This is a genomic window from Thermococcus sp., from assembly GCF_015523185.1.
In the GTDB taxonomy this organism is placed as follows: Archaea; Methanobacteriota_B; Thermococci; order Thermococcales; family Thermococcaceae; genus Thermococcus.
This window is the reverse complement of sequence record NZ_WAKV01000036.1, coordinates 1-23,421: the sequence shown is the minus strand read 5'-3', so window position 1 is coordinate 23,421 and position 23,421 is coordinate 1. Positions and strand designations below refer to the sequence as shown.

At 52.8% G+C, this 23,421-nt stretch carries 24 protein-coding genes; 7 read left to right on the top strand and 17 right to left on the bottom strand.

Translation table 11 applies throughout. The features are described from left to right. The 9 genes from F7B33_RS04350 to F7B33_RS04310 all read right to left on the bottom strand — a co-directional run. The coding region (locus F7B33_RS04350) for a homoserine dehydrogenase (protein WP_297073333.1) at window positions 1–888 on the bottom strand (888 nt) is incomplete at its 3' end. 37 nt (window positions 889–925) lie between these two features. Next, entirely contained in the window at window positions 926–1,768 is an 843-nt protein-coding gene (locus tag F7B33_RS04345; RefSeq protein ID WP_297064901.1) for a CBS domain-containing protein, read from the bottom strand. 70 nt (window positions 1,769–1,838) lie between these two features. Continuing rightward, the gene (locus tag F7B33_RS04340; protein WP_297064904.1) at window positions 1,839–2,978 is read right to left on the bottom strand and encodes a sodium ion-translocating decarboxylase subunit beta; all 1,140 of its coding nucleotides are present in this window, start codon (window positions 2,976–2,978) and stop codon (window positions 1,839–1,841) included. A gap of 6 nt (window positions 2,979–2,984) precedes the next feature. Next, window positions 2,985–3,464 (bottom strand): acetyl-CoA carboxylase biotin carboxyl carrier protein subunit, encoded by a 480-nt coding sequence (locus F7B33_RS04335; RefSeq protein ID WP_297073336.1) that lies wholly within the window; start codon window positions 3,462–3,464, stop codon window positions 2,985–2,987. A gap of 2 nt (window positions 3,465–3,466) precedes the next feature. Further along, entirely contained in the window at window positions 3,467–3,838 is a 372-nt protein-coding gene (locus tag F7B33_RS04330; RefSeq protein ID WP_297063300.1) for an OadG family protein, read from the bottom strand. Window positions 3,839–3,847: 9 nt separating this feature from the next. Further along, entirely contained in the window at window positions 3,848–5,416 is a 1,569-nt protein-coding gene (locus tag F7B33_RS04325; RefSeq protein WP_297063298.1) for a carboxyl transferase domain-containing protein, read from the bottom strand. Window positions 5,417–5,539: 123 nt separating this feature from the next. Beyond that, on the bottom strand, window positions 5,540–5,968 hold the full coding sequence (locus F7B33_RS04320; RefSeq protein ID WP_297063296.1) for a translation initiation factor IF-2 subunit beta: 429 nt from the start codon (window positions 5,966–5,968) through the stop codon (window positions 5,540–5,542). 44 nt (window positions 5,969–6,012) lie between these two features. Next, window positions 6,013–9,480 (bottom strand): LAGLIDADG family homing endonuclease, encoded by a 3,468-nt coding sequence (locus F7B33_RS04315; protein WP_297073331.1) that lies wholly within the window; start codon window positions 9,478–9,480, stop codon window positions 6,013–6,015. After that, the gene (locus F7B33_RS04310) at window positions 9,480–9,974 is read right to left on the bottom strand and encodes a hypothetical protein (RefSeq protein WP_297063292.1); all 495 of its coding nucleotides are present in this window, start codon (window positions 9,972–9,974) and stop codon (window positions 9,480–9,482) included. Before F7B33_RS04310 ends, F7B33_RS04315 begins: the two co-directional genes overlap by 1 nt. A 192-nt stretch (window positions 9,975–10,166) precedes the next feature. Here F7B33_RS04310 and F7B33_RS04305 point away from each other — a divergent pair, with 192 nt between their 5' ends. Continuing rightward, a complete protein-coding gene (locus F7B33_RS04305) occupies window positions 10,167–10,679 on the top strand; it encodes a metallophosphoesterase (protein ID WP_297063290.1) in 513 nt (170 codons plus the stop codon). A gap of 9 nt (window positions 10,680–10,688) precedes the next feature. Next, on the top strand, window positions 10,689–11,504 hold the full coding sequence (locus F7B33_RS04300) for a hypothetical protein (RefSeq protein WP_297073329.1): 816 nt from the start codon (window positions 10,689–10,691) through the stop codon (window positions 11,502–11,504). Here the strand turns inward: F7B33_RS04300 and F7B33_RS04295 are convergent. Next, complete coding sequence (locus F7B33_RS04295; protein ID WP_297073327.1) at window positions 11,485–12,042, bottom strand: hypothetical protein; 558 nt, start codon at window positions 12,040–12,042, stop codon at window positions 11,485–11,487. The two genes, F7B33_RS04300 and F7B33_RS04295, sit on opposite strands and share 20 nt — an antisense overlap. 87 nt (window positions 12,043–12,129) lie before the next feature. Between F7B33_RS04295 and rtcA the strand changes: the two genes are divergently transcribed. After that, window positions 12,130–13,170 (top strand): RNA 3'-terminal phosphate cyclase, encoded by a 1,041-nt coding sequence (rtcA, locus tag F7B33_RS04290; RefSeq protein WP_297073325.1) that lies wholly within the window; start codon window positions 12,130–12,132, stop codon window positions 13,168–13,170. Window positions 13,171–13,222: 52 nt separating this feature from the next. Then, window positions 13,223–13,384 (top strand): hypothetical protein, encoded by a 162-nt coding sequence (locus F7B33_RS04285; protein WP_297073323.1) that lies wholly within the window; start codon window positions 13,223–13,225, stop codon window positions 13,382–13,384. Between the two features lie 295 nt (window positions 13,385–13,679). Here F7B33_RS04285 and F7B33_RS04280 read toward each other — a convergent pair whose 3' ends face one another. Genes F7B33_RS04280 through pbp11 form a run of 4 tightly spaced genes read right to left on the bottom strand, consistent with a single transcriptional unit; the run spans window position 13,680 to window position 16,041 of the window. Beyond that, window positions 13,680–14,342 (bottom strand): hypothetical protein, encoded by a 663-nt coding sequence (locus tag F7B33_RS04280; protein WP_297073320.1) that lies wholly within the window; start codon window positions 14,340–14,342, stop codon window positions 13,680–13,682. Next, entirely contained in the window at window positions 14,260–14,814 is a 555-nt protein-coding gene (locus tag F7B33_RS04275) for a hypothetical protein (protein ID WP_297073318.1), read from the bottom strand. Before F7B33_RS04275 ends, F7B33_RS04280 begins: the two co-directional genes overlap by 83 nt. Before the next feature lie 52 nt (window positions 14,815–14,866). Continuing rightward, window positions 14,867–15,712 (bottom strand): TatD family hydrolase, encoded by an 846-nt coding sequence (locus tag F7B33_RS04270; protein ID WP_297073315.1) that lies wholly within the window; start codon window positions 15,710–15,712, stop codon window positions 14,867–14,869. A gap of 11 nt (window positions 15,713–15,723) precedes the next feature. Next, the gene (pbp11, locus tag F7B33_RS04265) at window positions 15,724–16,041 is read right to left on the bottom strand and encodes a tRNA-binding protein Pbp11 (protein WP_297073314.1); all 318 of its coding nucleotides are present in this window, start codon (window positions 16,039–16,041) and stop codon (window positions 15,724–15,726) included. A 155-nt stretch (window positions 16,042–16,196) separates the two neighbouring features. Here pbp11 and nuoE point away from each other — a divergent pair, with 155 nt between their 5' ends. From nuoE to F7B33_RS04250, 3 genes are read left to right on the top strand one after another with little or no spacing between them, the layout of a single operon-like run. Next, on the top strand, window positions 16,197–16,658 hold the full coding sequence (gene nuoE, locus F7B33_RS04260; RefSeq protein WP_366927517.1) for an NADH-quinone oxidoreductase subunit NuoE: 462 nt from the start codon (window positions 16,197–16,199) through the stop codon (window positions 16,656–16,658). Further along, on the top strand, window positions 16,651–18,450 hold the full coding sequence (nuoF, locus tag F7B33_RS04255; protein ID WP_297073310.1) for an NADH-quinone oxidoreductase subunit NuoF: 1,800 nt from the start codon (window positions 16,651–16,653) through the stop codon (window positions 18,448–18,450). Before nuoE ends, nuoF begins: the two co-directional genes overlap by 8 nt. A 1-nt stretch (window position 18,451) precedes the next feature. Further along, the gene (locus F7B33_RS04250) at window positions 18,452–21,301 is read left to right on the top strand and encodes an NAD(P)-binding protein (protein WP_297073334.1); all 2,850 of its coding nucleotides are present in this window, start codon (window positions 18,452–18,454) and stop codon (window positions 21,299–21,301) included. Between the two features lie 12 nt (window positions 21,302–21,313). On the opposite strand, the gene F7B33_RS04245 is transcribed toward F7B33_RS04250, so the two are convergent. From F7B33_RS04245 to F7B33_RS04235, 3 genes are all read right to left on the bottom strand, one after another. Next, the gene (locus tag F7B33_RS04245; protein ID WP_297073308.1) at window positions 21,314–22,012 is read right to left on the bottom strand and encodes a DUF257 family protein; all 699 of its coding nucleotides are present in this window, start codon (window positions 22,010–22,012) and stop codon (window positions 21,314–21,316) included. Beyond that, window positions 21,999–22,673, bottom strand: coding sequence for a DUF257 family protein (locus tag F7B33_RS04240; protein WP_297073306.1), 675 nt, complete (start codon window positions 22,671–22,673; stop codon window positions 21,999–22,001). Before F7B33_RS04240 ends, F7B33_RS04245 begins: the two co-directional genes overlap by 14 nt. 200 nt (window positions 22,674–22,873) lie before the next feature. Continuing rightward, a partial coding sequence (locus tag F7B33_RS04235; RefSeq protein ID WP_297073302.1) for an amino acid--tRNA ligase-related protein occupies window positions 22,874–23,421 on the bottom strand: 548 nt, incomplete at its 5' end.

Genomic DNA, 23,421 nt, shown 5'->3' with positions numbered 1-23,421 from the left:
CTCGATTAGGGCAACGTTTTCATTAGTCGAAACCGCAAGCGGGCCCATTACCTCCTCGGGGGCGACGGTTACATTCCCATCCTCGACGGTAGCAACCAGCCGTATCCTCCTGCCCTTCGCAAGGGCCCTCTTAACCTCGTCAACGGTTACCTCCACGATTCCCTTAACATTGATTTTGTCGAAGGTTATCGGTTTGAACGCCACGCAGTGGAGGATTGTCGCCTTATAGCCGGCATCTATCCCCATAACGTCCCCCTTCGGGTCCCGCTCCGCTATTCCCAGCTCTTGAGCCTGTTTTAACGCCCTCCCGAAGTCAATCCCCTGCTCCATTCTCGTCAGTATAAAGGTCGTAGTCGCGTTCAGCACGGCCCTGATTCGTTTCACAGAATCGGCAAGGAGGTTCTCGCGAAGGATTCCAATGATTGGGGTTCCGGCCATGACGGTCGCCTCAAAGAGGTATGGACGACCTCTCTTTTCGGATTCACCCAAAAGCTCAGAATAATGGAAGGCCAGCGGTGGCTTGTTGCTTGTAACGACGGCTTTACCCCCCTTGAGGGCTTCCAAATGCCACACGTGAGCGTTCCCGTCGTTGGTAACGTCAATCACAACGTCAGCGTCTATCTCCCGTACAGCATCAAGGGGAGGAAAGTTATAGACCTCGTAGTCGTTCGTCCACGCGGAGAGCCTTCCAAAGTTCTCCTTGACGAGCAGGGCCTCCCTCAGGTCAATCCCCTCAGGAAGCCAGACCGTCCCGCTGGTATCGGAAACGCTGGCGACCCTGAAGGACAGGCCATGTTTCTCCCTGAAAAAGTGCTCCTTTTCTAGGAGAACCCTCGCAACGGCCCTTCCAACGTTTCCAAAGCCGAAGAGCTGAACCCTAACCTCCATTCAACCCACCGGAATAGAAAAGGAAGAGGGGCTTAAATCACTTGTTGAGGATAACCTTGATTATGTCCATATCGCGGACTATTCCAACGAGCTCACCCTCGCCCTTGATAACCGGCAGTTGCTCTATCTCGTACTTCACCATCTTTTGAGCCACTTCATAAACGCTCATGTGGGGAGTTGCAACGACAACGTTAGGGTTCATTATTTCCTCAACCGGCTTCTTCGGTAACTGGAGCTCGGCCTTCTCGAAGAGCAGCGTGGGGTTGCTCTCAAGAATCCAGTCCTCCTCGCTCGAAGCGGACAGTGCACTCTGCTTCATTACCCTCACTATCTCGCTGTCCTTTAAAAGGTCAGTCTCGTCAACCATTCCGATGAGGTTTCCATCGTCATCTATAACAGGAATTGCCATGGCGTTGCACAGGAGAAGGGCCTTTAGGGCGGCCTTTAATGGGGTTCCCCTCCAGACGACGCTAACATTCCTCTGGTAGTAAGGCTCAATTGTAACGTCCTTTAGCTTTTCGTTCTTAGAAAGATACCTCCTAACAATGTCTCCAACCGTCAGAATTCCAATAGGCCTGCCCTCGTCATCAACTACCACGACGCGCCTGTAGTCGCTTTCAAGCATTCTCCTGACTGCCTTCTTGAGGTCGTCGTTGGCTCCCACCGTTGGAACGTCCCTCTTGACTAGCATCGCCAGCTGGTCCTCGTCGGGGTTTATAAGGACGTTTTTGATGCTTATTATCCCGACGAGCTTCCCTTCCTTGTTGACAACGGGAAAGGAACGGACGTTGTGCTTTTTGAAGAGCTCAAGAGCGTAATCCCTGGTTGCGGGCAACTGTATTACCACTGGGTCCTTTGTCATCAGGGTCTTTACCCTCATGTTCTACCACCGCTTAACCTAAAGCGCTGTTCCCCTATTTAAGGTTTTAGAAAAGGAAACGGAAAAAACGTCAGCCGAGTAGGGCCAGGAAAACACCAGCTACCACAGCCGTTCCTATAACGCCGGCAACGTTCGGACCCATAGCGTGCATCAGTATGAAGTTGCCCGGGTCCTCCTCACTTGCCAGGCGCTGAACGACTCTGGCTGACATTGGAACAGCTGAAACGCCGGCGGCACCTATCATAGGGTTTATCTTCCCGCCCGAGAGCTTGCTCATTAGCTTTCCAAAGAGCACTCCTCCAGCTGTGGCGCTGGCGAAGGCAACAACTCCAAGTCCCAGTATTTCTAGGGTCTGTGGAGTCAAGAAGCTTTCAGCGCGCATCGTAGACCCCACGCCAAGGCCCAGGAATATCGTAACTATGTTCATGAGTTCCTCTTGGGCGGCCTTGGTGAGCCTGGGAACGACTCCACTTTCCCTGAAGAGGTTGCCTATCATGAGCATGCCTATAAGGGGAGCTGAGCTCGGAACGAGGAGGCCAATGACTATCATGGTGACTATTGGGAAAAGGATTTTCTCGCGCTTTGAGACCGGCCTGAGCTGTTCCATCCTTATCCTTCTCTCCTCGGGGCTTGTTAGGGCCTTTATGATAGGTGGCTGAATTAAGGGAACGAGGCTCATATAGGAGTAAGCGGCGACCGCTGTGGCCCCAAGTATCTCCGGAGCGAGCTTGGTGGTCAGATATATCGTCGTTGGCCCGTCGGCACCGCCGATTATTCCTATTGAGGCCGCCTGATGAAGGTTAAAGCCCAAGGCTAAAGCCGTCAGCATCGCCACGAAGACACCTATCTGAGCTGCAGCGCCGAGGAGCGCCGTCTTCGGGTCCGCTATTAGCGGTCCGAAGTCCGTCATTGCACCGAGGCCAAAGAATATCAGAAGAGGCACTATCTCAGTCTTAATGAGGTAGTGGTAGATTATGTCGAGCAGTCCCGGGTGGGAGCAGATCCCGCCCACCGTTGGACAGTTCGCTATGCCATTGAGGGGAAGGTTTACGAGAACCGCGGTAATACCTATAGGCAGGAGCAGGAGGGGCTCCATCTCATACCTTATGGCAAGGTAGACGAGCGTTAGACCCACTGCAATCATGATTAGGTTCCCTACCGTGAGGTGGAGCAGGCCCATGGTGTTGAGGAAGTCCACGAAGCTGGCCATTTTCCATCACCCGAGTTCAATTAGTGGGTCGCCTGTGTTTACGGTGTCGCCTTCTTTGATGTAGATTTTTTTCACGACTCCATCTTTTGGAGCTGGAATTTCGTTCTCCATTTTCATGGCCTCAAGGATAACGAGTCCCTGGCCGGTTTTAACTTCTTGACCCTCACTCACAAGAACCCTGAGAATCTTGCCCGGCATTGGGGCGGTAACGGTGTTCGGCGAAGCCTGAACAGGAGAACTAACTGAAGCAAGTGCCGGAGCAGGAGCACTAACCGGAGCTGGTGCTGGCACAGATGTTGAAGCAGAAGTTAGAGCTGGAGAAGATGCGCTGACACCCGTTTCCGGAACGCTTGGAAGTGCTATCCCAAGTCCCTCGGCTTTGACTTCATAACTCTTGCCCTCGAAGCTGACCTTGAACTTGTTCCCGGGCAGTTCCTCCACCTCAACATCGTACTCCCTTCCATCAACGATGACCTTAACCTTCATCTTCACCACTTCCTAATCTCGTAGTTGAAGTTCTCAACCTCATCCATACCGCTCTGAAGGCCGTAAAGGCGCCACGCATCAGAAACCTTTCTCCTAAAAGGTAATGGACGAACAACCTCAGCCTTCTTGGCGAGGTAGGCGAGGATAGATGCCGTTATTATCGCCAAATCCCTCGGTGGGATTTCCTCGGTTTCCGTTTCCGGAGGTTTGACTCCTTCAACTTCCCCCGTCCTTTCGGGCTCCTTTCGCTTTCCTGTCATACCGCGCTCGAAGGCGCCGATTGCGTACATCACTATAGCCAGTATCGTGAGTATCGCGAAGACTACCGTAATTCCTATGACCGTTATCCATCCACCCTCTACTATCTGGTTCATGCTTCCACCTCACAGGGGTATGTTGCCGTGTTTCTTAGGTGGCAACTTAACGCGCTTGCTCCCAAGGGCCTCAAGCGCCATGATGACCTTGCCCCTCGTCTCGGCCGGGTCTATGACATCATCAATGTACCCTCTAGCGGCCGCAACGTAGGGGTTGGCAAACTTCTCGCGGTACTCTGCTATCTTTTGCTGTCTAACCTCCTCTGGATTCTCCGCTTGAGCGATTTCCTTCCTGAAAATGATGTTCGCCGCTCCCTCCGGACCCATGACCGCTATTTCTGCTGTAGGCCATGCGAAGACGAAGTCGGCTCCAAGGTGCTTGCTCCCCATAGCGAGATAGGCCCCTCCATAGGCCTTCCTCAGGATTACAGTGACCATTGGAACGGTCGCCTCGGAGTACGCGTAGAGAACCTTGGCGCCGTGCCTTATGATGCCCCTGCTCTCCTGGTCAACGCCCGGCAAATAACCAGGAACGTCAACGAGCGTAACTATCGGAATGTTGAAGGCGTCACAGGTTCTCACAAAGCGCGCAATTTTATCGCTCGAATCTATGTCGAGAACGCCCGCGAAGTACTTGGGGTTGTTGGCAACTATTCCAACGGTCTGCCCGTTCATCCTTCCAAAGCCAACCACAGCGTTGGGAGCGAAATAGGGCAGAATCTCAAGGAAATCCGGGTTGCCGTTTTCATCTCTGTCAACTATCTCATAGATAACATCCCTGACGTCGTAGGGCTTGTTCGGGTCATCGGGGACAATCTCGTAGAGCCTCTCACTCTTCCTGAAGGGCAAATCATTGGTCTTAACGCGCGGGGGCTTCTCCATATTGTTCGATGGCAAATAGCTTATGAGCCTCCTGATTAGGGCAAGAACCTCCTCGTCGCTCTTCCCTATCAGGTGAGCCTGCCCGGCCTTCTGGGCGTGAACCATCGCCCCACCGAGCTGAACGGGGGTAACTTCAACGCCGGTGACTGCTTTGACTACCTGCGGACCGGTGATGAACATGAAGCTCGCCGGGTTGTCAACCATGAGGATGAAGTCTCCTATAGCAGGGCTGTAAACGGCTCCACCGGCGCAGGGACCCATTATAGCTGTTATCTGGGGCACAACACCGCTGAGGAGGGTGTTCATCTTGAAAATCTCGCCGTAGCCCTTGAGGGCATCAACCCCCTCCTGAATCCTGGCCCCACCAGAGTCGTTGAGGCCTATGACCGGCGCTCCTGCCTCAAGGGCAAGCTCCATGACGCGCTTTATCTTCGCCGCGTGCATCTCGCCAAGGGAACCTCCCATCACCGTGAAGTCCTGGGCGTAAACGAAGACGAGCCTGCCGTCAATCGTCCCGTAGCCGGTTATGACGCCGTCAGCTGGAAGTTCCTTCTTGTCGAGGCCGAATTCAGTGCCCCTGTGCTTGACAAACATACCGATTTCCACAAAACTTCCGGGGTCGAGGAGCTTCTCAATCCTTTCGCGGGCGGTGAGCTTGCCCTTGGCGTGCTGTTTTTCGACGGCCTTTTCACCGCCCATGGCAAGAATCTTCTCCCTCTTCTCATAAAGCTCGTTGAGCTTTTCCTCCATGCCCATAAGAGTAACCCCCTTGATTTCTTGGGGGTTGTAGTTTGTAAAGTTTAAAAGGGTTTTTGAGAAGAAAAATTTCATCCAAAAATGGATAATTTGTCCATAGAAGTGCAAAAAAGAAGGAAGACCTCAAAGGTGCTGTATCGGTGTTTCGGCACCACAGGCCTCACATTTGAGGAAGTGGAAGCGTCCGCGCTTGATAATTTTCGTGTCCGGACTTCCACAGACCGGACAGATGACGTACTCCTTGAGGTATTTCTTCATCTTGTTGGCTATCAGGTAGGGAGTAAAGCGTCCCTGGAGGATTACGCGCCTGCCCTCTAGGGTTCCGGCAGTTGCCACCTCGCGGAGGATGAACTTCAGGAGGTGGTTCGGGTCGCGGTTCATGGCCTCTGCTATGTCCACGAAGTTCTCGATAATCGTCTTGTTGCCCGCTATTGTAACAACCGCCGGAGGAACCTCGAAACGGGACCTGTGGGACTTAACGTTCTCGGGCAACTCCTCGTAAGCCTTATCAAGGAGCTTCTCAAAGTCGTAAAAGTCAATGCTCTCGCTCATGTTCTCACCCCCTCATAGGTTTTCCCTTCGCTTTATAACCTTTGTTAGAGCACCCTGTAGAAGCCGGCCCTCGGTTCGTAGATTCTGCCATCGGCCTTGAGCTCCTCGATTAGCTTCTCTACCTCACGCTTGCTTCCGACCCCAGCCTGTTTGGCCGCTTCGATTACCTTCTCGGCCGGGGCACCGTAGTCGCCTTCGCTCTCAAGGTTCTTGATGATATCGACCAGCTTCTCTATCTTGTTGAGCTTTTTCGAGCTCTTGCCAACCTCAAGGATTGAGACGTCTATGTTGCCCTCCTCATCAACCGCTATAGTTCTCATCATGGCCTCTATGAGCTCTATAGCGGCCCTCGCATCTTCCCTCGTTACCGTCTCGCTCAGGCGCATCCTCGCGTGGGCCTCGCTCAGCCTAATCAGGGCCTCCAGCTGTCTCGCCGTTATTGGTATCGGCTGAACCCCCTCGTCGTCACTCCTCTTAAGGCCCTTTCTCATCTTTACATAGTAGCGTTTGATTTCTTCCATAGCTTCCCTGCTCAAAACCGGGTGAACGTTCTTCCTAGCGTAGGCTATGTACTTCTTTAGCAGGTCGTAGGGTATCTTAGGTGTTACCACCTCGGCCTCTCCTCTCCTCACCCTGAGGATGTGCTCGGCTATGCTCGCGTCTATCTTTTCATCCGGCTCGTCGAGGAGAAGAAAGATAAGGTCGAAACGGCTCAGCAGTGTCGGTGGAAGGTCGAGCTGTTCTGGAAGGGACTTATGCCTGTTGAAGCGACCGAACTTCGGGTTGGCGGCGGCTATGACTGTGGTCCTCGCGTTGAGAGTAGCTGTGATGCCTGCCTTGGAGATGCTTACGCTTTGTTGCTCCAGTGCCTCATGAATGGCACTTCTGTCACGGTCACTCATCTTATCAAATTCATCAATTAACGCTATCCCACCATCTGCTAACACAAGGACACCAGCTTCCAGAACCCAAGAGCCGGTGAACTCGTCCCTTACCGCTGCCGCAGTAAGCCCGGCGGCACTTGAGCTCTTACCGCTCGTATAGATTGCCCTCGGCGCCAGATTAGCTACGTAGCGAAGAATCTGACTGTTGTGGACGAAAATATCGCTGGCGATGAAGTTGTGGTGCTCTGGAACCTGAAGGTCATAGACCCACGGGTGTTCTGGCTTGTATTCTTCGATCTCTTCAACCATATCCCAGAAGATGTCCGAGTTCGCAAGAAGGCTGAGGATTTTAACTTCTTCCGAGTCGGGTAGATGCTCCTTGAGGGTTTCAACAATGACCCCAAGTTTCTCCCTGCTGGGCAGTCTATCGCCCCTCTCGTAGTGGAGGTATGTCGAGCGGTTTATGCCCATCTCCCTTTGGGTCAACCTGGCCTTAGTTCTCAGCTCTCTGAGAAGGCCTCCAACTCCTGGGACAACGTCCACGTTGGTGTTATTGGTAATGCCCTCTGTGACGTCCTCAAGGATGCGCTGTTTTTTCTTAATCCCAAAGCCAATCTCATCTTTGAACTTCACTGTGTCTTCCCCGGTTATGAAAAGCCGGTAGTAAGTCTTCTTACCTTTCATCCTCCCATTGGTGGCCTTAGCCTTAGTCTCGTGCAACTGGGATTTTATGCCGAGCCTGAGGAGCAGGTGCTGGACTCCTCTCAGCATCTCTTTTGACGCCGAAACAACTGTTACCTTTGGTCTCTTCCTGTCAACGGTTCCTTCAGCATCGAAGTATCCCCTGAGGAATGCTTTGATATCCTCTATTCTTGCCCTGAAAAGCTGTGGTGGAACTGTCTTCTCAGCCGAGGGTTTTGCAAGCCTGAGCCATTCTAAGAGGTGATAGAGTTCGATACTGGGAGCGTAGACTTCCCGGGAACTCTTCCCTCTGTGGGCTTCCCTTACCTTGGGGGTGAGGCCAATACCTTTGAGGTAGCTGTAAACTTTGTCTATGAGTTCCGGATCGTTGTTTGTGAAGTAGAGAGTGGCGCTTCCGCCCCTGTTCTGAGCATAGCCTTCACCTGCTATCAGCCCCATGACGTACCAGAATTCCTCGTCAGCAAACTCCGGGAGAACAAGCCTACTCTTTGCAGTTTTCGGTTTTTTGATAGGCGCGTCGCTTAGTCTTACTGCTTTTCCCTCTGTGGGTATAATCCTCGGAACTGCTATAAAGTCCCCTCTTCTAAGCTCCCTCGCTTTCCTCGTCTTAAACTGTCCGTCCTCAAAAATGAAGAATGGATGTGTTGGCGTTACCTTAATCTCCCTGCCACTGGCGGTCTTTATCCTGAACATTCTCTCTGGGGCAGTTCTCTTCCAGGCTATGTTAGCTTTAACTTTCCTAACCTTCAGGGTCTTCGCGTCGAGAGCGTAAAGTTCAAGGTCGAGAGGAGCGTAGAGGCCATCGTCAACTTTCCCAAGCGTTCCTTCTTTTTCGGCCCTTTTAACGGCTTCTTCCATAATTTCTCCAATCTTCTTCAGACTTCCATCGGCCAAAACAACCTCTGTATCGTAGTCAACGCACTTAGCAACACCAGGATCACCCACGAGGAGAACGTGACTCTCACCGCGAAGTTTCGTCCCATCGGGCAAAGTTCTCTGCACACCTCCGAAGAGAGCTAAAGCTATACCCTTCTTCACTATCCTATGCCCCCAGATTGCTGGGGCTATTGAATCAACTATCGCATCAACGATATCCTTCCTCTTGGCCAGTTCTCTTATCTTCTGCTCGTCCTCGGGGGAAATCTCGAGTTCCTCAATTTCCTTGCTGAGTTGCTCAATGTGGTTAACCTCTAGGACCTTCTTGAAAATTGGCATCTTTTCCCTTTTCTCAAGAATAACGCGCAGGATTCCAGTTACTAGAACGCGGTCGCCGGGCAGGGCTGTATCGACGAGGTCATCTAAGAGGATTGCATCGACGAAGCGGGGCATCTGGCCACCCTTCAAACTTTCCGGCCTGTCCTGTAACCTGAAGCTCTGGAAGTTTATGAAACGGCTCTTCTCGACATCGAGCTCTATGTTTCTTGAGCCACAGGCGTCGCATTTCGCCGGCTTGACCAGATTTTCATAGGGCCTCTGAAGTCTCGTCATCTCGTTGCCACAGTCCTTGCACACGAAGACGGCCTTTTCAACGAAGGGCTTCACTTCACTCACGCGCGTGATTATCCCCTCAACCTGAATGAGCCTGTTTATGTGCTCGCTCCCAAGTTCCTTGACGAGTAGTGTGTTGGGAAGGTTGTAAAAGCGCGCGTGAACCTTAAAATCCCTCTCAACGAGCAAAGGAGGCTCGCGTAGGATAATCTGGATTGCATCCTCACAGCTCGCTATCGCCTCTTCAGGGTTGTTGAGCAGTCCCTCAGCCAGTTCGGGGTCAAAAGAGTTGAGGTGAGCCCAGTCTATCGCGAGGGAGCGCTTGGGGGTTACGGTGAGCAAATCCTTGAGGCGGTTGATGTAGACCTCGTTGCCCTCGTCATCAACGTACTCGCTGAGGAACTTTGCAAAGCGAGAAATCATCTCCTCCCTGTCCATCATCCATCACCGAGCCACTCGTTCCTTATCTTGGACATCTGGAGATAGAGCCTCCTCTCCTCTGGAGAAAGCCTTGAGAGAAGCTCCAGACTGTTCGGCCTGAGCATCACCGCCTTGAGAATCTTGTTGAAGCGTATCATCTTCAAATCGCGAAGCTTCTTCTTGAGGTTGGCCAGCTTCGTGAGCTTGACGTTTATTGTCTCGACGCTCTCGCCCGGGTTCAGGCGGACGTAGTTCTCAAGGTAATACATGTAGAACTCGGCCCTCTCGTAGAGCCCCTCAGGAATCACCGTAAGGGGCTCGCTCTCCCTCTCGTTCGCTATGGCCTTGTCTATCTCGCCTATCACCTTGTCGGTCTCGTCAACAACCTCAACGATTCCGGCCTCCCAGAGTTCTCTCGCCTTCCAGTCCTCGATTAGGACGATATCGCCCTGATTCCAGTCTGAAAAGGGTCTGAGAACCTTGACCGCTATGAGGGCTCTGCCCGTGAACATGCCACCACCTTCAACGGCCTTAGGTTTTGGTCTAATAAACCTTGTCGGAACAGCTTAGGACGGTGTTGGACTCGGTTATACCAGTTGGATTTCCACTCGAATGCATTCATGAACACAAATGAGGGGAAGAACGCTTTAGTCCTCGATAACCCTATAAACTTCAAAGGAGAGTTCCGGCTTAGGTGAGCTGTAATGCTGATTGGGATAATGAGCGACACCCACGACAATCTCCCCGCCATAAGGAAGGCCGTAGAGTTCTTTAACGAGAGGAACGTTGACCTGGTAATCCACGCCGGCGACTACGTCGCCCCCTTCGTCGCCCGGGAACTTAAGAGGCTCAAAGCCCCCCTCAAGGGAGTCTTCGGAAACAACGACGGTGAAAGGAAGGGCCTCTACGAGGCAATGGGGGTATGCGATGAGCTAATCGAGGTTAATGCCGATGGTATGAAGATAGCGGTAACGCACGGGACGAACGAAGTACTGGTTAAGGCACTTGCCTACAGCAAGCTCTACGACGTTGTTATAGTCGGCCACACCCACCACTACGAAATCAGGGAAGTCGGGAGAACGATACTGGTCAATCCCGGGGAGGTGTGCGGTTACCTAACTGGAGTAAAGAGCGTTGCCCTCTTGGATACCAGAAAGAGGGTCGTCGAGATTTTCAACATCGAAACCGGAGAATTGTTGGGAGCCATGAGCCTATGAGGTGAGCCGATGGACATTTTAACACCCGAAGAGAGGCGCGACGCGGTCGTTTTCATAGGGGTTGACAGGGCTGGAAACGTGGAGTTCGTCAAGGTCTACGCAATCGACGAGAAGACCGCCAAAGAGACCTTAGAGGAGTTTTTTAACGCAAAGGGCCTCTTCCCAGCGGATTACAGGCTCGTGAGCAGGGGAGTTGAAGACGTCTCTGGGAAGAAGGCGATAACAACGCGAAGCGAGGAGGAGCTGAGCTCTTCCCTCGCAAGGCTCGGCCTGAGGTTGCTCTCCAACGGTGTGCTAACACTGGAGGAGACAAACGAGGTCTACCAGATAACCCTCGTGAGCGACATCCTTTATCGAAGGGTCATTGCCAAAAGGCCCGAGATGAAAACCCTCGACTGGAGGGAAGTTCTCTCCCTTGGCGTTGACACGCTCGTCGAGAACCTTAGGGGAGTTGACATATCGGAGCTCGTTCCTCCAAATGCACTAATCCTCCGCGAGCCCAGTCCGGAAAGCGTTGCCGAGCTCCTGAGCGGGGAGCGAGACGGACCTCTGATAGTGGAGACCAAAAACGCGAAAAAGTACAGCGACTTCGATTTCTCCGCTTACGTGAGGATTCCGCCCCTAACGAGGGAAGAATTTGCCGTGGAGCTCTCATCGAGGCTTGGCTTTAACGTGCCCCTTAGATTCGTCAACCTCCCGGAGGAAAAACTGAACCTGAGGAACGTCGAGGCCCTGGCAAGGCTGGTGGAAGCGCTCGTAAAGAGGGGCCTTGAGAGGGAAGAGGCCCTGAAGATTGCAATAAGGCTCAACGCCTCAAGGCCTTGAAGTACGCCTTAACGGCCTCCCTGAAGGCTGAATTCAGCTTTCCGAGGACGGCGTTAACTTTCTCGCGCCCCTTCCTGTCCCCGGCGAGGTAGCTTAGGAGGAGGCACTCATCAACACTCAGCTCCCCGATTTCCTCAGGCTCTTTTCCACCGAGAATCCTCTCGAGGAGGGGCCTTACCCCTTCGCTCCTCCTTTCGAACTCAAGCCAGTCCACGCTCAGCTTGTCCCCATTGGAGATAAGTTCACCCGATTCCTCAACGTAGGGTCTCACCTTCTCGCCGAGGGGGGATAAGAGAACCCGCTCTATGAAGTCCTCGACATAGGTTAAGTCATCGGCAAGCCTCTTGGCATCAACCACGTCGAGGCTCTCAAAGAGAGCGAGAGCAGTGAGGTAGCACTTCGCCGCGAAAGGCACGTTGGGAATGTAAACGGTCCCGTTCCTCACCTCAACCCTTTCACCGGGTTTTCTCTTCAGATTCTCAAGGAGCATGCCAAGGGGATAGCTGAGGCTCTTAACGCAGAATTCAAGCTCGTCCATGTTCTCACCGGCAGAAGTTGTTCGGCCCACCTAAAAGCCTTTCGTCAGGTTTTTAGGTTTTTGAGCTGAGAGGGTAAGGGTGGGAGAATGGAGTGGGTTGAAATAAACGGTTCCTACGGCGAGGGCGGAGGGCAGATACTCAGGACGGCGGTTGCTCTGTCCGTAATCACAGGAAAGCCCGTGAGGGTATATAACATCCGCGCCAACAGGCCCAATCCAGGGCTTAAAACACAGCACCTCCACGGGATTTTAGCCCTGAAGGAGCTGAGCAATGCGAGGGTTAAAGGCGCTCAGGTCGGCTCAACGAGGCTCGAGTTTATCCCTGGAAAGCCCGAGCCGAAATACATCCGCGTTCCGATAAAAACAGCGGGCAGTATAACCCTCGTCCTTCAGGCTTTGCTTCCGGCTATGGCCTTCACCGGGGGTAGCTTCGAGGTAACCGGAGGAACCGACGTCCCCTGGAGCCCACCGGTGGATTACCTAAAAAACGTCACGCTCTTTGCCCTTGAGAGAATGGGACTAAAGGTTGAGCTCGAGATAAAGAGGAGGGGCCATTACCCGAAGGGTGGCGGTCTGGTAGTTGGGAAAGTTGAACTCTGGGGGGAGAGGAAACCGCTCATAGCCCTCGAGTGGAGGAAAATCGAGCGCTTTTCCGGGATAAGCCACGCCACCAACTTGCCAGCCCACGTCGCTGAGAGGCAGGCAAAGGCCGCCGAGGAAAAGCTGAGGAGCTTTTACAGCGTTCCGGTCGAAATAGAGAAGGAGGTTTCGCGCTCTCTCGGACCGGGGAGCGGAATAGTGGTTTGGGCCGAGACGGACTCGCTGAGGCTCGGGGGAGATGCCCTTGGAAAGCGCGGTAAGCCGGCAGAGGTTGTCGGCAGGGAAGCGGCGGGTGAGCTCCTCGACCAGCTGACGACCCGGGCGGCCGTGGATAAGTTCCTCGGCGACCAACTGATACCGTTTTTGGCCTTTGCTGGAGGAGAGATTGGCGTTGCCAAAATCACGAGCCACCTAGTTACCAACGTCTGGGTCGTGGAGCAGTTTTTGGGCAAGATCTTCGAGGTGGAGGGAGAGGTTGGGGAGCCCGGAAGGGTGAGGGTGGTGAGAAGGGCGGAGGTTAACTGTTGAAAAAAGCGAAGGCGTTAAATATGCGTGGAGTGAAATCTTTTCAGGTGTGGGTATGGAGGGTGTGGAGTACATATACGACGAGCAGGGGAGGATTAAGGGCGTTATCATACCCCTAGAACTCTGGGAAAGGATAAAGGGGGGTTCTTCGAGCCGTCAGAGTACCGGGGTATTTACAGGGGCAGGAAAGACCTTGAAAAGGGCCTCAAGGAGCTGAGGGAGGAATGGGAGAGGGATTTCCGATTGACACTAACATTCTCTCTATTATCTTGCGGACGCAATTCCAGCGGAGGAACTCCCGAGGGTCGAGGAAATCCTCAGGAAGAGTTTCAATGTCTCCATAATCACGAAGATGGTGGATGTTGTGACCGGAATTCTCCTCGAATACGGGGAGCTGATAAGCCCGATAGTCATCAAGCCGGAGGAGTTTAAAAATAGAAACGACAGTTTCATAAGGACGGTTTTGGAAGAGGGAAAGCCCCTCTACTCCTCCGGTTTCATTACGCGATTTTTCAAGACTGGCCTTTTGCGACCTCCAAGAGAAACCTCTCGGCCCCTTCGAGGTCGTTCTCGCGGAGGTGCGCTATAACCATTGCGTAGAGACCGGCCAGCTCAAGGTTTTCCTTACCGAGCCCTCTAATGTCGTTCCAGAGCCTTTTCTCAAGTCCCCTCAGTGCCTCCTCGCCGGCGTTAGCGATTTTGAGACCCTGGATAACGCCGAGGAGCTTGGTGGCCTCTCGGTGTATTTCTTCCGAACTTTGGCTTTTTATCCAACCGTTTTGAAGGGGCGGTTTGGTAGTTTGCATCCGACTCACGGGCGTTTTGTGTAGGACTGGTTTTCTTTTCCTTGCATGGAACTCTTTGGTGAATAACGTGTCCAGGAACTTGTTTAATTTCTCAAACTTTTCAAACTCATCCACGGGTATGTATGACTTCCCTGCCTTACCGAGGTATTTCGATACTTCTTCGGCGGCATCTATTGCCAATTTGAGATATTCTCTCAGTCGCTCTTTTGGCCATGTTCTTATGTGGTATGCTTCGGCTAGGGCATCTAGGAATTTGTCTTGGAGCTGTGGGTCCTTTTTCAGTTTTTCAAATTCGGGCAGTAGATACCCCTCTAAAAGCACAGCTTCCTTTGGTGGCGGGATCTTCAAGGTTCCGTACTCTTCTTCCACATCTTTCTTGTGATTGTAGAATATCAGCCCTTCTGCTATTTTTTCCAGCATTGCATCTGTTCTTTTCCCGAATTCTTCGGTGTCTGTGAGTTTGTGGAACATTGCCGGCAAGATTGTCATCAGGCCAACAAGCGTGTTCCATTTCTGTGCATCTTCGGGGCTTTTGTGAATGTACGTTTTCCCGTAATGTGGGAAGTAATCGTGTGTGTGTTAGTGCTTCCCATATTGCGCGCCTTCTTGTTTTCGCATCTGTGCCAGGGCTTCCAGGAAGCTCTCCGTATTTTTTCTTTATAAACTCTTCCATTTTGATGCGGTGACCAGCCAGCGTGTGATTATAAGTAATGTTATCGACTATTGCGAAGTCTGCAGCGATCTTTTTCATCCACCCGATTTTCTTCTCGTATTTCTTGTCAGATTTCTTGACGATGTAGTATATCATAAGGATTGGGAGAACTGCCCTCAGCTTTCCCATGAGGAACCCTCAGGTAATTATTTCAGGAAGAGTTCTATAAATCGCTTTTGGTTTACTCCTCCATCTCAAGCCCATAGACCTTCTCCGGATTTTCCACATGAATCCTGTAAACGTCCTCCTCAGTAAAGAGGCCGTTCTGGAGAAAGGCCTTGGTTCTCCGCGGAACGGTCTTCGGCCCCAAAACGGCTCCGGGACGGCGTTTGTCGTCTATGTAGTCCGTCTCCATCATAAAGCGGTTACCCTGCTTTATCGCCTCCTCGATGTTCTTCCTACTCGCTATGATACTCGGGAAGACGCCGACCTCTTCAGCCACTTTCACAAGTGGTGGTGAGAAGTGCTTGACAACTTTGTAGGGCTTTATGCCAACCTCCTTAACGTACTCCCCCAGCTCCCTGAACTTTTCCTCGTCAAAGCTTTCAGTGTGGAGCTGAACGGCGCAGTCGGCTTCTTTTGCTAGACTCATCCCGTACTTCATCAGCTCGATGCTGGCGTTCCATATCTCTTCGCTCACCTCGTAGTGGGGCCTCCCGATTTCCCCTATCGCTACCGCTTTTCCCTCAAAGCAGAGCTTCTGGGCGTATTCCAGAGCTTTCATGACCTCATTTTTGGCGTATTCAAGGCTCTTCCGCTCGGCCAGATGGACGAACTCTGCTGGATGAACACCTACCACCGCAAAGGCTTTGACCGGCGTTTCTCTGTTTATCCTCTCGACGAGCTCAACGTGGAAGTCCATCGCCTTCATGAAGTCCTCCGCTTTCAATCCCGGAAAGCCGTAGTCGTGGGCCGTCTTGTAGACAACCATCAGGTGGGTTCCACCAGCCCTGTGGAACTGCTTTACCGCCTCAAGGAAGAGGCCCTTGAAGGGGTCAACGTGGAAGTGGTCGTCAAGGATTATCATAATTCTCACCCCTACGACTGGTACACCTCGAGGACATCGCCCTTTTTAGCGTTTGTCTTCCCCTCAAGGATTAAGGCAACCCTATCACCGTCAACCGCGAAGTCAACACTTTTCCTGTCCCTCTGGATTTCCCTAATTAGGGCTACTGCTCTTCCCTTTACCTTGTAGCCCGGATAAATAACGCCCTCAACCGTGCCGATGAGCGTTTCCCTGCCAAAAACTGTTAAGACTTCTTCCACAAGGAACCTACCCACTAGTCTCCGTGAGGCTATGAACTCTCCACCTGCATCTTCCTTTTTCAGCCGTTTCAGAAAGTCGAAGGGCCCCATGCTCTCACCGGGAGAACTTGGAGAAAGAAGACAAAAGCTTATCCCTCAAATTGGGCTTCCAAACTCTAAGTTGGGAACCTTTTGTTACAAACTTGTGCTTCAATGCACATTTATAAACATAGAAAGCCAATAGCTTTTCACAAACGGTGATGCTTATGGAGAACCGTAGATACCTTTCAGAGTATCCTCCCGAACCGAGTTCGCTGATTCCCCTCCTCCAGAGAACCCAAGAGCGCTTCGGATACCTGCCGAGAGAGGCCCTTGAGGAGATAGCCAATTACCTCAGAATTCCTCTGAGCAGGGTCTACGGTGTGGCCACCTTCTACGCCCAGTTCCGCTTTGAACCCCTCGGGAAATACATCGTAAAAATCTGCCATGGAACAGCCTGCCACGTGAACGGGGCAATTACTATTGCACAGGCCATAACGGAAGAGCTTGGCATAGAAGAAGGCCAGACGACGGAGGACGGGCTGATAACACTTGAACGCGTTGCCTGCCTTGGTTGCTGTAGTTTAGGACCAGTGGTCATGATAAACGACAAGGTCTTCGGAAAGCTAACCCCCGACAAAGTCAGGAAACTCATCAAAAAGCTCAGGGAGGAGAAGCTCGATGTCTGAGGTAAAGGCTATAGCCGTTGGAATGAACTCCTGCGGAATAGCGGCAGGGGCGAAGGAAACCTATGAGGTCATAAAGGCCGAGCTTGAGAAGAGAAACCTCGACGTTAAGCTCAAGATAGTCGGCTGCGTAGGCATGTGCTACCGCGAGCCCCTCGTTGACATCATAGCCGAGGACGAGATTATAACCTACGGTCACGTTGACCCAAAGAAGGTGTCAAGGATTATAGAGGAGCACGTAGTTAACGGAAAGCCCATCGAGGAGTGGATAGTCAAGCGCGACTGGTGGGAGAGAGGTAAGAGGGAAACTTGGGACGTTGACAACTACTTTTCCAAGCAGGTAAAAATAGTGCTCGAGAACTCCGGCTACATAGATCCCGAAAACATTGATGAATACATCGCCGTTGGAGGTTACGAGGCCCTGAAAAAGGCCCTCCGGATGGAGCCCGAGGAGATAATAGACATCATAATGAAGTCTGGACTTCGCGGGAGGGGTGGCGCGGGCTTCCCGACCGGTCTGAAGTGGAAGTTCACAAGGGAAGCCCCAGGTAACGAGAAGTACGTAATCTGCAACGCCGACGAGGGTGACCCAGGGGCGTTCATGGACAGGAACGTCCTTGAGGGCGACCCGCACCGCGTTATCGAGGGCATGATAATTGGTGCCTACGCGATTGGAGCGACCAAGGGCTTTATCTACGTGAGGGCCGAGTATCCTCTCGCCATCAGGAGGCTGAGGATAGCCCTAAAGCAGGCCCGCGAGAGAGAGTTCTTGGGAGAGAACATTCTTGGCTCCAGCTTTTCCTTCGACATCGAGATAAAAGAAGGAGCGGGTGCCTTCGTCTGCGGTGAGGAGACTGCCCTGATAGCCTCGATAGAGGGCAAACGCGGAATGCCAAGGCCGAGACCACCCTACCCATCCCAGAAGGGCCTCTTCGGAAAGCCGACAAACATAAACAACGTCGAAACGTGGGCAAACGTCCCATGGATAATAAGGCACGGCTGGAAGGCCTTCGCATCACTCGGAACCGAGAAGAGCAAAGGTACCAAAGTCTTCGCACTGTCGGGCAAGATAAGACACGGCGGGAACGTTGAGGTTCCGATGGGAACGACGTTGAGGGAAATACTCTACGACATAGGCGGTGGAACGAAGACCGGAAAGAGGATTAAAGCGGTCCAGCTCGGCGGGCCTTCAGGAGGTTGCATCCCGGAGAGCCTATTTGACACGCCGGTTGACTACGAGAGCGTGAACGCAACGGGAGCTATAATGGGGAGCGGTGGAATGGTCGTCATGGACGAGGATACGTGTATGGTTGACGTTGCCAAGTTCTTTCTCGACTTCACCGTCAAGGAGTCCTGTGGAAAGTGCACCTTCTGCAGGATAGGAACGAAGAGAATGCTCGAAATCCTCGAGAGATTCACCGAGGGGAAGGCAACGGAGGAGGACCTCGAGAGGCTTGAGAGACTCGCCCATCAAGTCAAAGCCGGTTCGCTCTGCGGTCTCGGGCAGACTGCCCCGAACCCCGTTTTGACGACGCTCCGCTACTTCAGAGACGAGTACTTGGCCCATATCGAAGGGAAATGCCCCGCAAAGGTCTGCAAGCCCCTCATAAGGTACGTCATCGTTCCCGAAAGGTGCACCGGTTGTAGGGCGTGTGCAATCCTCTGCCCGGTCAAGGCAATAACCGGTGAGAGGCTCAAGCCCCACGAGATAGACCAGGAGAAGTGCATCAAGTGCGGAACCTGCTACGAGGTCTGCCGGTTCAACGCGATAGAAATCCTTACGGGGGATGAGTGATATGGTAAAGCTTATCGTTGATGGGAAAGAGTTTGACGCCCCGGGGGATAGGCCTCCAATAGAGTTTCTGCGGGAGATTGGCCACGTTCCGGGCTTCTGCTACACTGGGGAGCTTGAACCCTACGGCTCCTGTCGTCTATGCCTCGTTGAGACCGAGAGGGGAATAACAACAGCGTGCACCCTTAAACCTGTGGAAGAAATGCGAATAGAGACCCTTAGCGAGAAGGTCATCGAGATGAGGAAAACCGCCCTTGAGCTTCTCCTCTCGAGCCACTACGGGGACTGTATAGGCCCCTGTCAGGATGCCTGCCCAGCTCATGCGGATATACAGGGCTACCTCGCGCTCATATCGATGGGCAAGTACCATGAGGCCGTTAAGCTGATGAAGGAGAAGTACATCCTCCCGGCGGTGCTCGGAAGGGTCTGCCCGGCCTTCTGCGAGGAAGCATGCAGGAGAAACCTCGTGGACGAGCCTGTGGGGATAAGGCTTGCGAAGCGCTTCGCAGCGGACTACGACCTTGAGAATAACCCCTGGATGCCCGAAATACCACCTTCGACGGGAAAGCGGATTGCAGTTGTTGGGGGCGGACCTGCTGGCCTCGCCTGCGCCTACTACCTCAGGCTGAAGGGCCATAAGGTCACAATATTCGAGGCCATGCCCGAGCTGGGAGGGATGGCCCGCTACGGCATTCCCGCTTACAGACTACCGAGGGACGTCCTCGATAAGGACATAGCCACCGTTATCAGGACAGGAATAGAAATTAGGACAAATACAGCCCTCGGGAGGGACGTGAACTTAGACGAGCTGAGAGAGAACTACGACGCCGTTTTCTTGGCCGTCGGAGCTTGGAAGAGCAGAGAGATGGGAATTCCCGGAGAGGACCTCAAGGGGGTAACGCACGGCATAGAGTTCCTCAAAAAGGTGAACACCGGCGAGGAAGTGGAACTCGGCGAGCGCGTTATAGTGGTAGGTGGTGGGAACACCGCGATGGACGTCGCAAGGACCGCCCTGAGGCTCGGTGCAAAGGTTACCGTTGTCTACCGCCGTTCAAAGGCAGAGATGCCGGCAAACGAGCGCGAAGTGGAGGAAGCCATGGAGGAAGGTATCGAGTTCCTCTTCCTCACTAACCCCGTCAGAATTGTCGGTGATGGAAGGGTAGAGGAGGTAGAGCTAATCAAGATGCGCCTCGGCGACCCAGATTCAAGCGGAAGAAGAAAGCCGATTCCAATTGAAGGCTCGGAATTCCGCGTTAAGGCCGACAATGTGATTCTGGCGATAGGCCAGCACTCCGATGAGGAGTTCCTAAGGGGTCTCGGGATTGAGACAAGGCGTGGAAGGGCGGTCGTTGATGAGATTACGCTCCAGACAAATGTTTTAGGTGTATTCGCGGGCGGGGACCTTGTTCTCGGGCCCTCAACGGTCATCGAGAGCATAGCAACGGGAAGAAGGGCGGCGATAATGATAGACCTCTACCTCAAGGGTAAACTTGAGAAGGCCAGGGAAGTCCTTATGGAGCCGGAGAAGCACATCAAGGAAATCCTCGAGGACGGAGAACTCTACGAACTCCTCTTCGACCTCAGGCCCTACAACCACTGGAGAGATGTAAGAGAGAAGGACTACCGCAAGACACCGAAGAGACCAAGGGTCAAGGCAAAGCTCCTCGACCCTGAGAAGAGGGCAAGGGGCTTCGAGGAAGTCGAGAAAACGTTAAACGAAAGCAAAGCAAGGAGAGAAGCCTCGCGCTGTATGAGCTGTGGCTGTCTGGCCGTCTTCAAATGCAGGCTGAGGGAGTACGCAACAATCTACAATGTAAAGCCCCAGCTGGGCAGGGGAGAAAAGCGTTTCGAAATTGATGAGAGCCACCCTAGGGTTACGCTCGACCCCAACAAATGCGTTCTCTGTGGCCTCTGCGTCCGCTTCACCCAGGAAATCTCAGGCGAAGGTCTGATAGACTACTTGTTCAGGGGTTACAATACAAGGGTTGGACCACCGCTCGGCGATAAGATGGCCGACCTAAGGGGGAGTTTCGTTGGGGAACTGGCAGATATCTGCCCGGTCGGGGCGATAATGGAGAGACCACCCCTCACAAAGCCCGGCCCATGGAAGACGGAAAAAATCAGAACCGTTTGTAACGGCTGTTCCTTTGCCTGCGAAATGGCAGTTGAGGTCTATGCTGGAACTCTCGTGAGGGCTTCAAGTGTCAATAACTCGTGGAACAGATACATCTGCGACATTTGCAGGTTCGAAAGGCCCTGGGAGAAGTCCCTTAAGGGCCCACTTCTCAACGGAAGACCTGTGGGCTGGGAAGAGGCCAAGAGCTTTATTGAAAAAGAAAATTATGCCCTGATTCTGACGCCTGACCTAACCAACGAGGAAATAAGGGCCCTGAAATCCTTCGCCAAGCGGAGGGACATTCCAATAGGGTCAACGGTGAGCGGAAGCCCCTCAACGGCGACCCTCGATGACATTAGGAATGCGAGGAGTGTCCTTCTTATGGCAGACCCGGAGAAGTTCCCTCTCCTCAAGATCCTCCTGAGGGGGAAGGAAATCGTTGAAGAGAACTACGACCTAGCGGTGGTTGAGGGGCCGAGCAAACCCCTTGGAGTTCCAACGCTGGTACTCTGGAATGGTGCAAACGCCGAAGGTCTGCTAAGGGCAGGAATAACTGGCATACCCAAAGTCGAGCGCTACGTAGTTGTTTCCAACGAATCCGTTGAGCTACCGGGAGATATTCTCCTAGTCCCGGCAGGAAAATGGATTGAGAAGAGCGGAACCGTAACTAACGCCCTCGGAATTCATATGAAAGTCGGGAAAAATGGAAGTCGTTCTCCCCTGGAACATTTCTTTTAGTTTTTTAGCTTTCTACCACCACTCAACCACGTCAAAGGGGTGGAGAAATACCTCATTTCTTCCTTCAAGGAGATTGAGTATTGACTTCCGAAACCTGAGGCGTAGCATATCCCCGTGGTCGTGAAGCTCCACAACGGAAGTGGCAACACTCTCAAGTAAGGGAAGGGGGTTCATTGAAAAGCCGTTGATGACGTTGCTCTCTATCAGGTTAAATGTCATCCTCCTACCGTTACCGAGGGTCTCCCTCATGTGATTGACTATGACGTAAATCCCTTTCACGTCGCGCTGGAACCCGAGGAGCCTCTCGAAGCCTGTGACAATGTAAACGTACCGCTCATCGCCCATGGCCCTCTCTATCGCCCTCTCCTTCTTCTGCAGGTATAGGGTGGGGTCCGCCTCAAACTGAATCTTGTCAACAACATGGCCGAGCTCATCAATGCCCCCAATCTTTAGAACCCCCACGTGCTCCAGAGGTGGGGTAATGCCCATGACGTCGAAGTGCCTAAGATAACCGGCAAATGCATCAAAGATGTCCTCAACGAGAACCGGAAGACCGCGCTCGTAGGCGTAGTTCAGGAGAGCATAAAGGGTAAGCTCCGAACCAACGATAGAGTAGTTTTCAATCAGCATAAAGTCACCCATACGAACCGAGCCGAAGAGATTAACCACATCCTCCCTGGAGGCAACGCCTTTGAGTTCAACTACCGCCACGGGAAACACCTCCAACATCTATGGTGAACTCCCTGCCGACAAGGTCAAGGTCAGGACTGCGAAGGATTGAGAGCTTAACTTCAGTGGGATAACTATCAAATACCCAGACGCTGGTAGCTAGTCTCCTGAGCTCGGGATGAACGTAAGCCGGGAGGCTCGATATGAGGCCGGTGTGAACGAGATAGAAGGATTTCCTCCCCCTGTTCCCCACGTAGCGCTGGATTCCGAGGAGGAACCTGTAAAAATCCCTAACGTCCCTGACGAAGTAGAGAAGACTCTCCACGCCAAGAACGAGGTTTAAAGCGGGTTTTTCAAGCGTTCCAACGACCTCCGAAAAAGCTCTGTCGTAGTTCCTCAGAAGGACCCTTGGGTCCGGGTGGAACTCCACCCGCATCACTTTACCCCCAACCTCTCTCCTTCCGCCGGTCTTGAACACATAGGCGTGGCTGAGGTCAACGTCGAGTCCTAGCATTTTGCAGTGAATTAGAATTGTATAAAGGCTGTCGAAATTGTCGTCTATAATGAAGGGAACGCCGTTTTTCCTAGTGTAATCGGCAAGGAACTTAAGGGCAAATTCAGGGACGTATGAGGTTTCGTACTCAACGACAACTGTTTCCCCGGGCCTCACCAGTTCGACAAGTTCCGATACTGTAACTTCCACCGTGACCCCCTTACCGAATCTGCAACCCCGGGAGTAAAATACTTTTCTGCTCTCAAACTGGAGGGACGGACAGGAACCCCAAACACTAGAAGGTCTAAGAAATCCAGGAAAGCCCACCACAACTCTGCCCCTATAGACGAGGGAAAAATTACAGCAGGCCAAAGTGACCGATACAGGGGACCAAAAATAAAGGAAGAAATTTAGATAACGGCCGGAATCCCCGGAATCCTCGGGAAGGGTTGAACCTCCGCTATGTGTTTCGCTCCGACAATGTAGCGGACGAGTCTCTCTACCCCAACCCCAGCCCCGGCGCTCGGTCTTAGAAGGCCGGCCCTGGCAACCTCAAGGTATGGCCTGAAAGCTTTCTCGCTCAGACCGGATGAGCGTATCTTGGCGAGTATCTTTTCGTACTCCCACTCCCTCTCTCCCCCGCTGGAAACCTCACCGTAGCCCCCTGGAAGATAGAGGTCGTAGTTCCTCCAAATTCCGTCAACTTCCCTGTCGTAGAACTCCCTTGGGATTCCGGTTATCCAGAAGGGCTCTTCCAAAGCTCTGCTCGCTTCCTCCTCGCTTCCAAACTCCTCCCTGATTTCCTCAATGGTGAACCTCCTGAAGGGCCTCCTCACCTTTGGCAGTTCCCTCTCAAAGGACTCCCAAACGACCGGTCTAAGCTCCCTGAAAAGGCCAGTGATTAGCTCCTCTATGAGGCCCATAACGTCGTCCATGCTCGCCCCAGCGATTTCCATGT

Coding starts and splice junctions, on each gene's coding strand:
- F7B33_RS04285 (WP_297073323.1), top strand. CDS start 13,223: ATGGAGGGTGTGGAGTACATATACGACGAGCAGGGGAGGATTAAGGGC.
- F7B33_RS04275 (WP_297073318.1), bottom strand. CDS start 14,814: ATGGGAAAGCTGAGGGCAGTTCTCCCAATCCTTATGATATACTACATC.
- F7B33_RS04345 (WP_297064901.1), bottom strand. CDS start 1,768: ATGAGGGTAAAGACCCTGATGACAAAGGACCCAGTGGTAATACAGTTG.
- F7B33_RS04250 (WP_297073334.1), top strand. CDS start 18,452: ATGGTAAAGCTTATCGTTGATGGGAAAGAGTTTGACGCCCCGGGGGAT.
- F7B33_RS04340 (WP_297064904.1), bottom strand. CDS start 2,978: ATGGCCAGCTTCGTGGACTTCCTCAACACCATGGGCCTGCTCCACCTC.
- F7B33_RS04300 (WP_297073329.1), top strand. CDS start 10,689: ATGGACATTTTAACACCCGAAGAGAGGCGCGACGCGGTCGTTTTCATA.
- F7B33_RS04335 (WP_297073336.1), bottom strand. CDS start 3,464: ATGAAGGTTAAGGTCATCGTTGATGGAAGGGAGTACGATGTTGAGGTG.
- F7B33_RS04330 (WP_297063300.1), bottom strand. CDS start 3,838: ATGAACCAGATAGTAGAGGGTGGATGGATAACGGTCATAGGAATTACG.
- F7B33_RS04310 (WP_297063292.1), bottom strand. CDS start 9,974: ATGTTCACGGGCAGAGCCCTCATAGCGGTCAAGGTTCTCAGACCCTTT.
- nuoF (WP_297073310.1), top strand. CDS start 16,651: ATGTCTGAGGTAAAGGCTATAGCCGTTGGAATGAACTCCTGCGGAATA.
- F7B33_RS04325 (WP_297063298.1), bottom strand. CDS start 5,416: ATGGGCATGGAGGAAAAGCTCAACGAGCTTTATGAGAAGAGGGAGAAG.
- pbp11 (WP_297073314.1), bottom strand. CDS start 16,041: ATGGGGCCCTTCGACTTTCTGAAACGGCTGAAAAAGGAAGATGCAGGT.
- F7B33_RS04270 (WP_297073315.1), bottom strand. CDS start 15,712: ATGATAATCCTTGACGACCACTTCCACGTTGACCCCTTCAAGGGCCTC.
- F7B33_RS04320 (WP_297063296.1), bottom strand. CDS start 5,968: ATGAGCGAGAGCATTGACTTTTACGACTTTGAGAAGCTCCTTGATAAG.
- F7B33_RS04295 (WP_297073327.1), bottom strand. CDS start 12,042: ATGGACGAGCTTGAATTCTGCGTTAAGAGCCTCAGCTATCCCCTTGGC.
- rtcA (WP_297073325.1), top strand. CDS start 12,130: ATGGAGTGGGTTGAAATAAACGGTTCCTACGGCGAGGGCGGAGGGCAG.
- nuoE (WP_366927517.1), top strand. CDS start 16,197: ATGGAGAACCGTAGATACCTTTCAGAGTATCCTCCCGAACCGAGTTCG.
- F7B33_RS04305 (WP_297063290.1), top strand. CDS start 10,167: ATGCTGATTGGGATAATGAGCGACACCCACGACAATCTCCCCGCCATA.
- F7B33_RS04315 (WP_297073331.1), bottom strand. CDS start 9,480: ATGGACAGGGAGGAGATGATTTCTCGCTTTGCAAAGTTCCTCAGCGAG.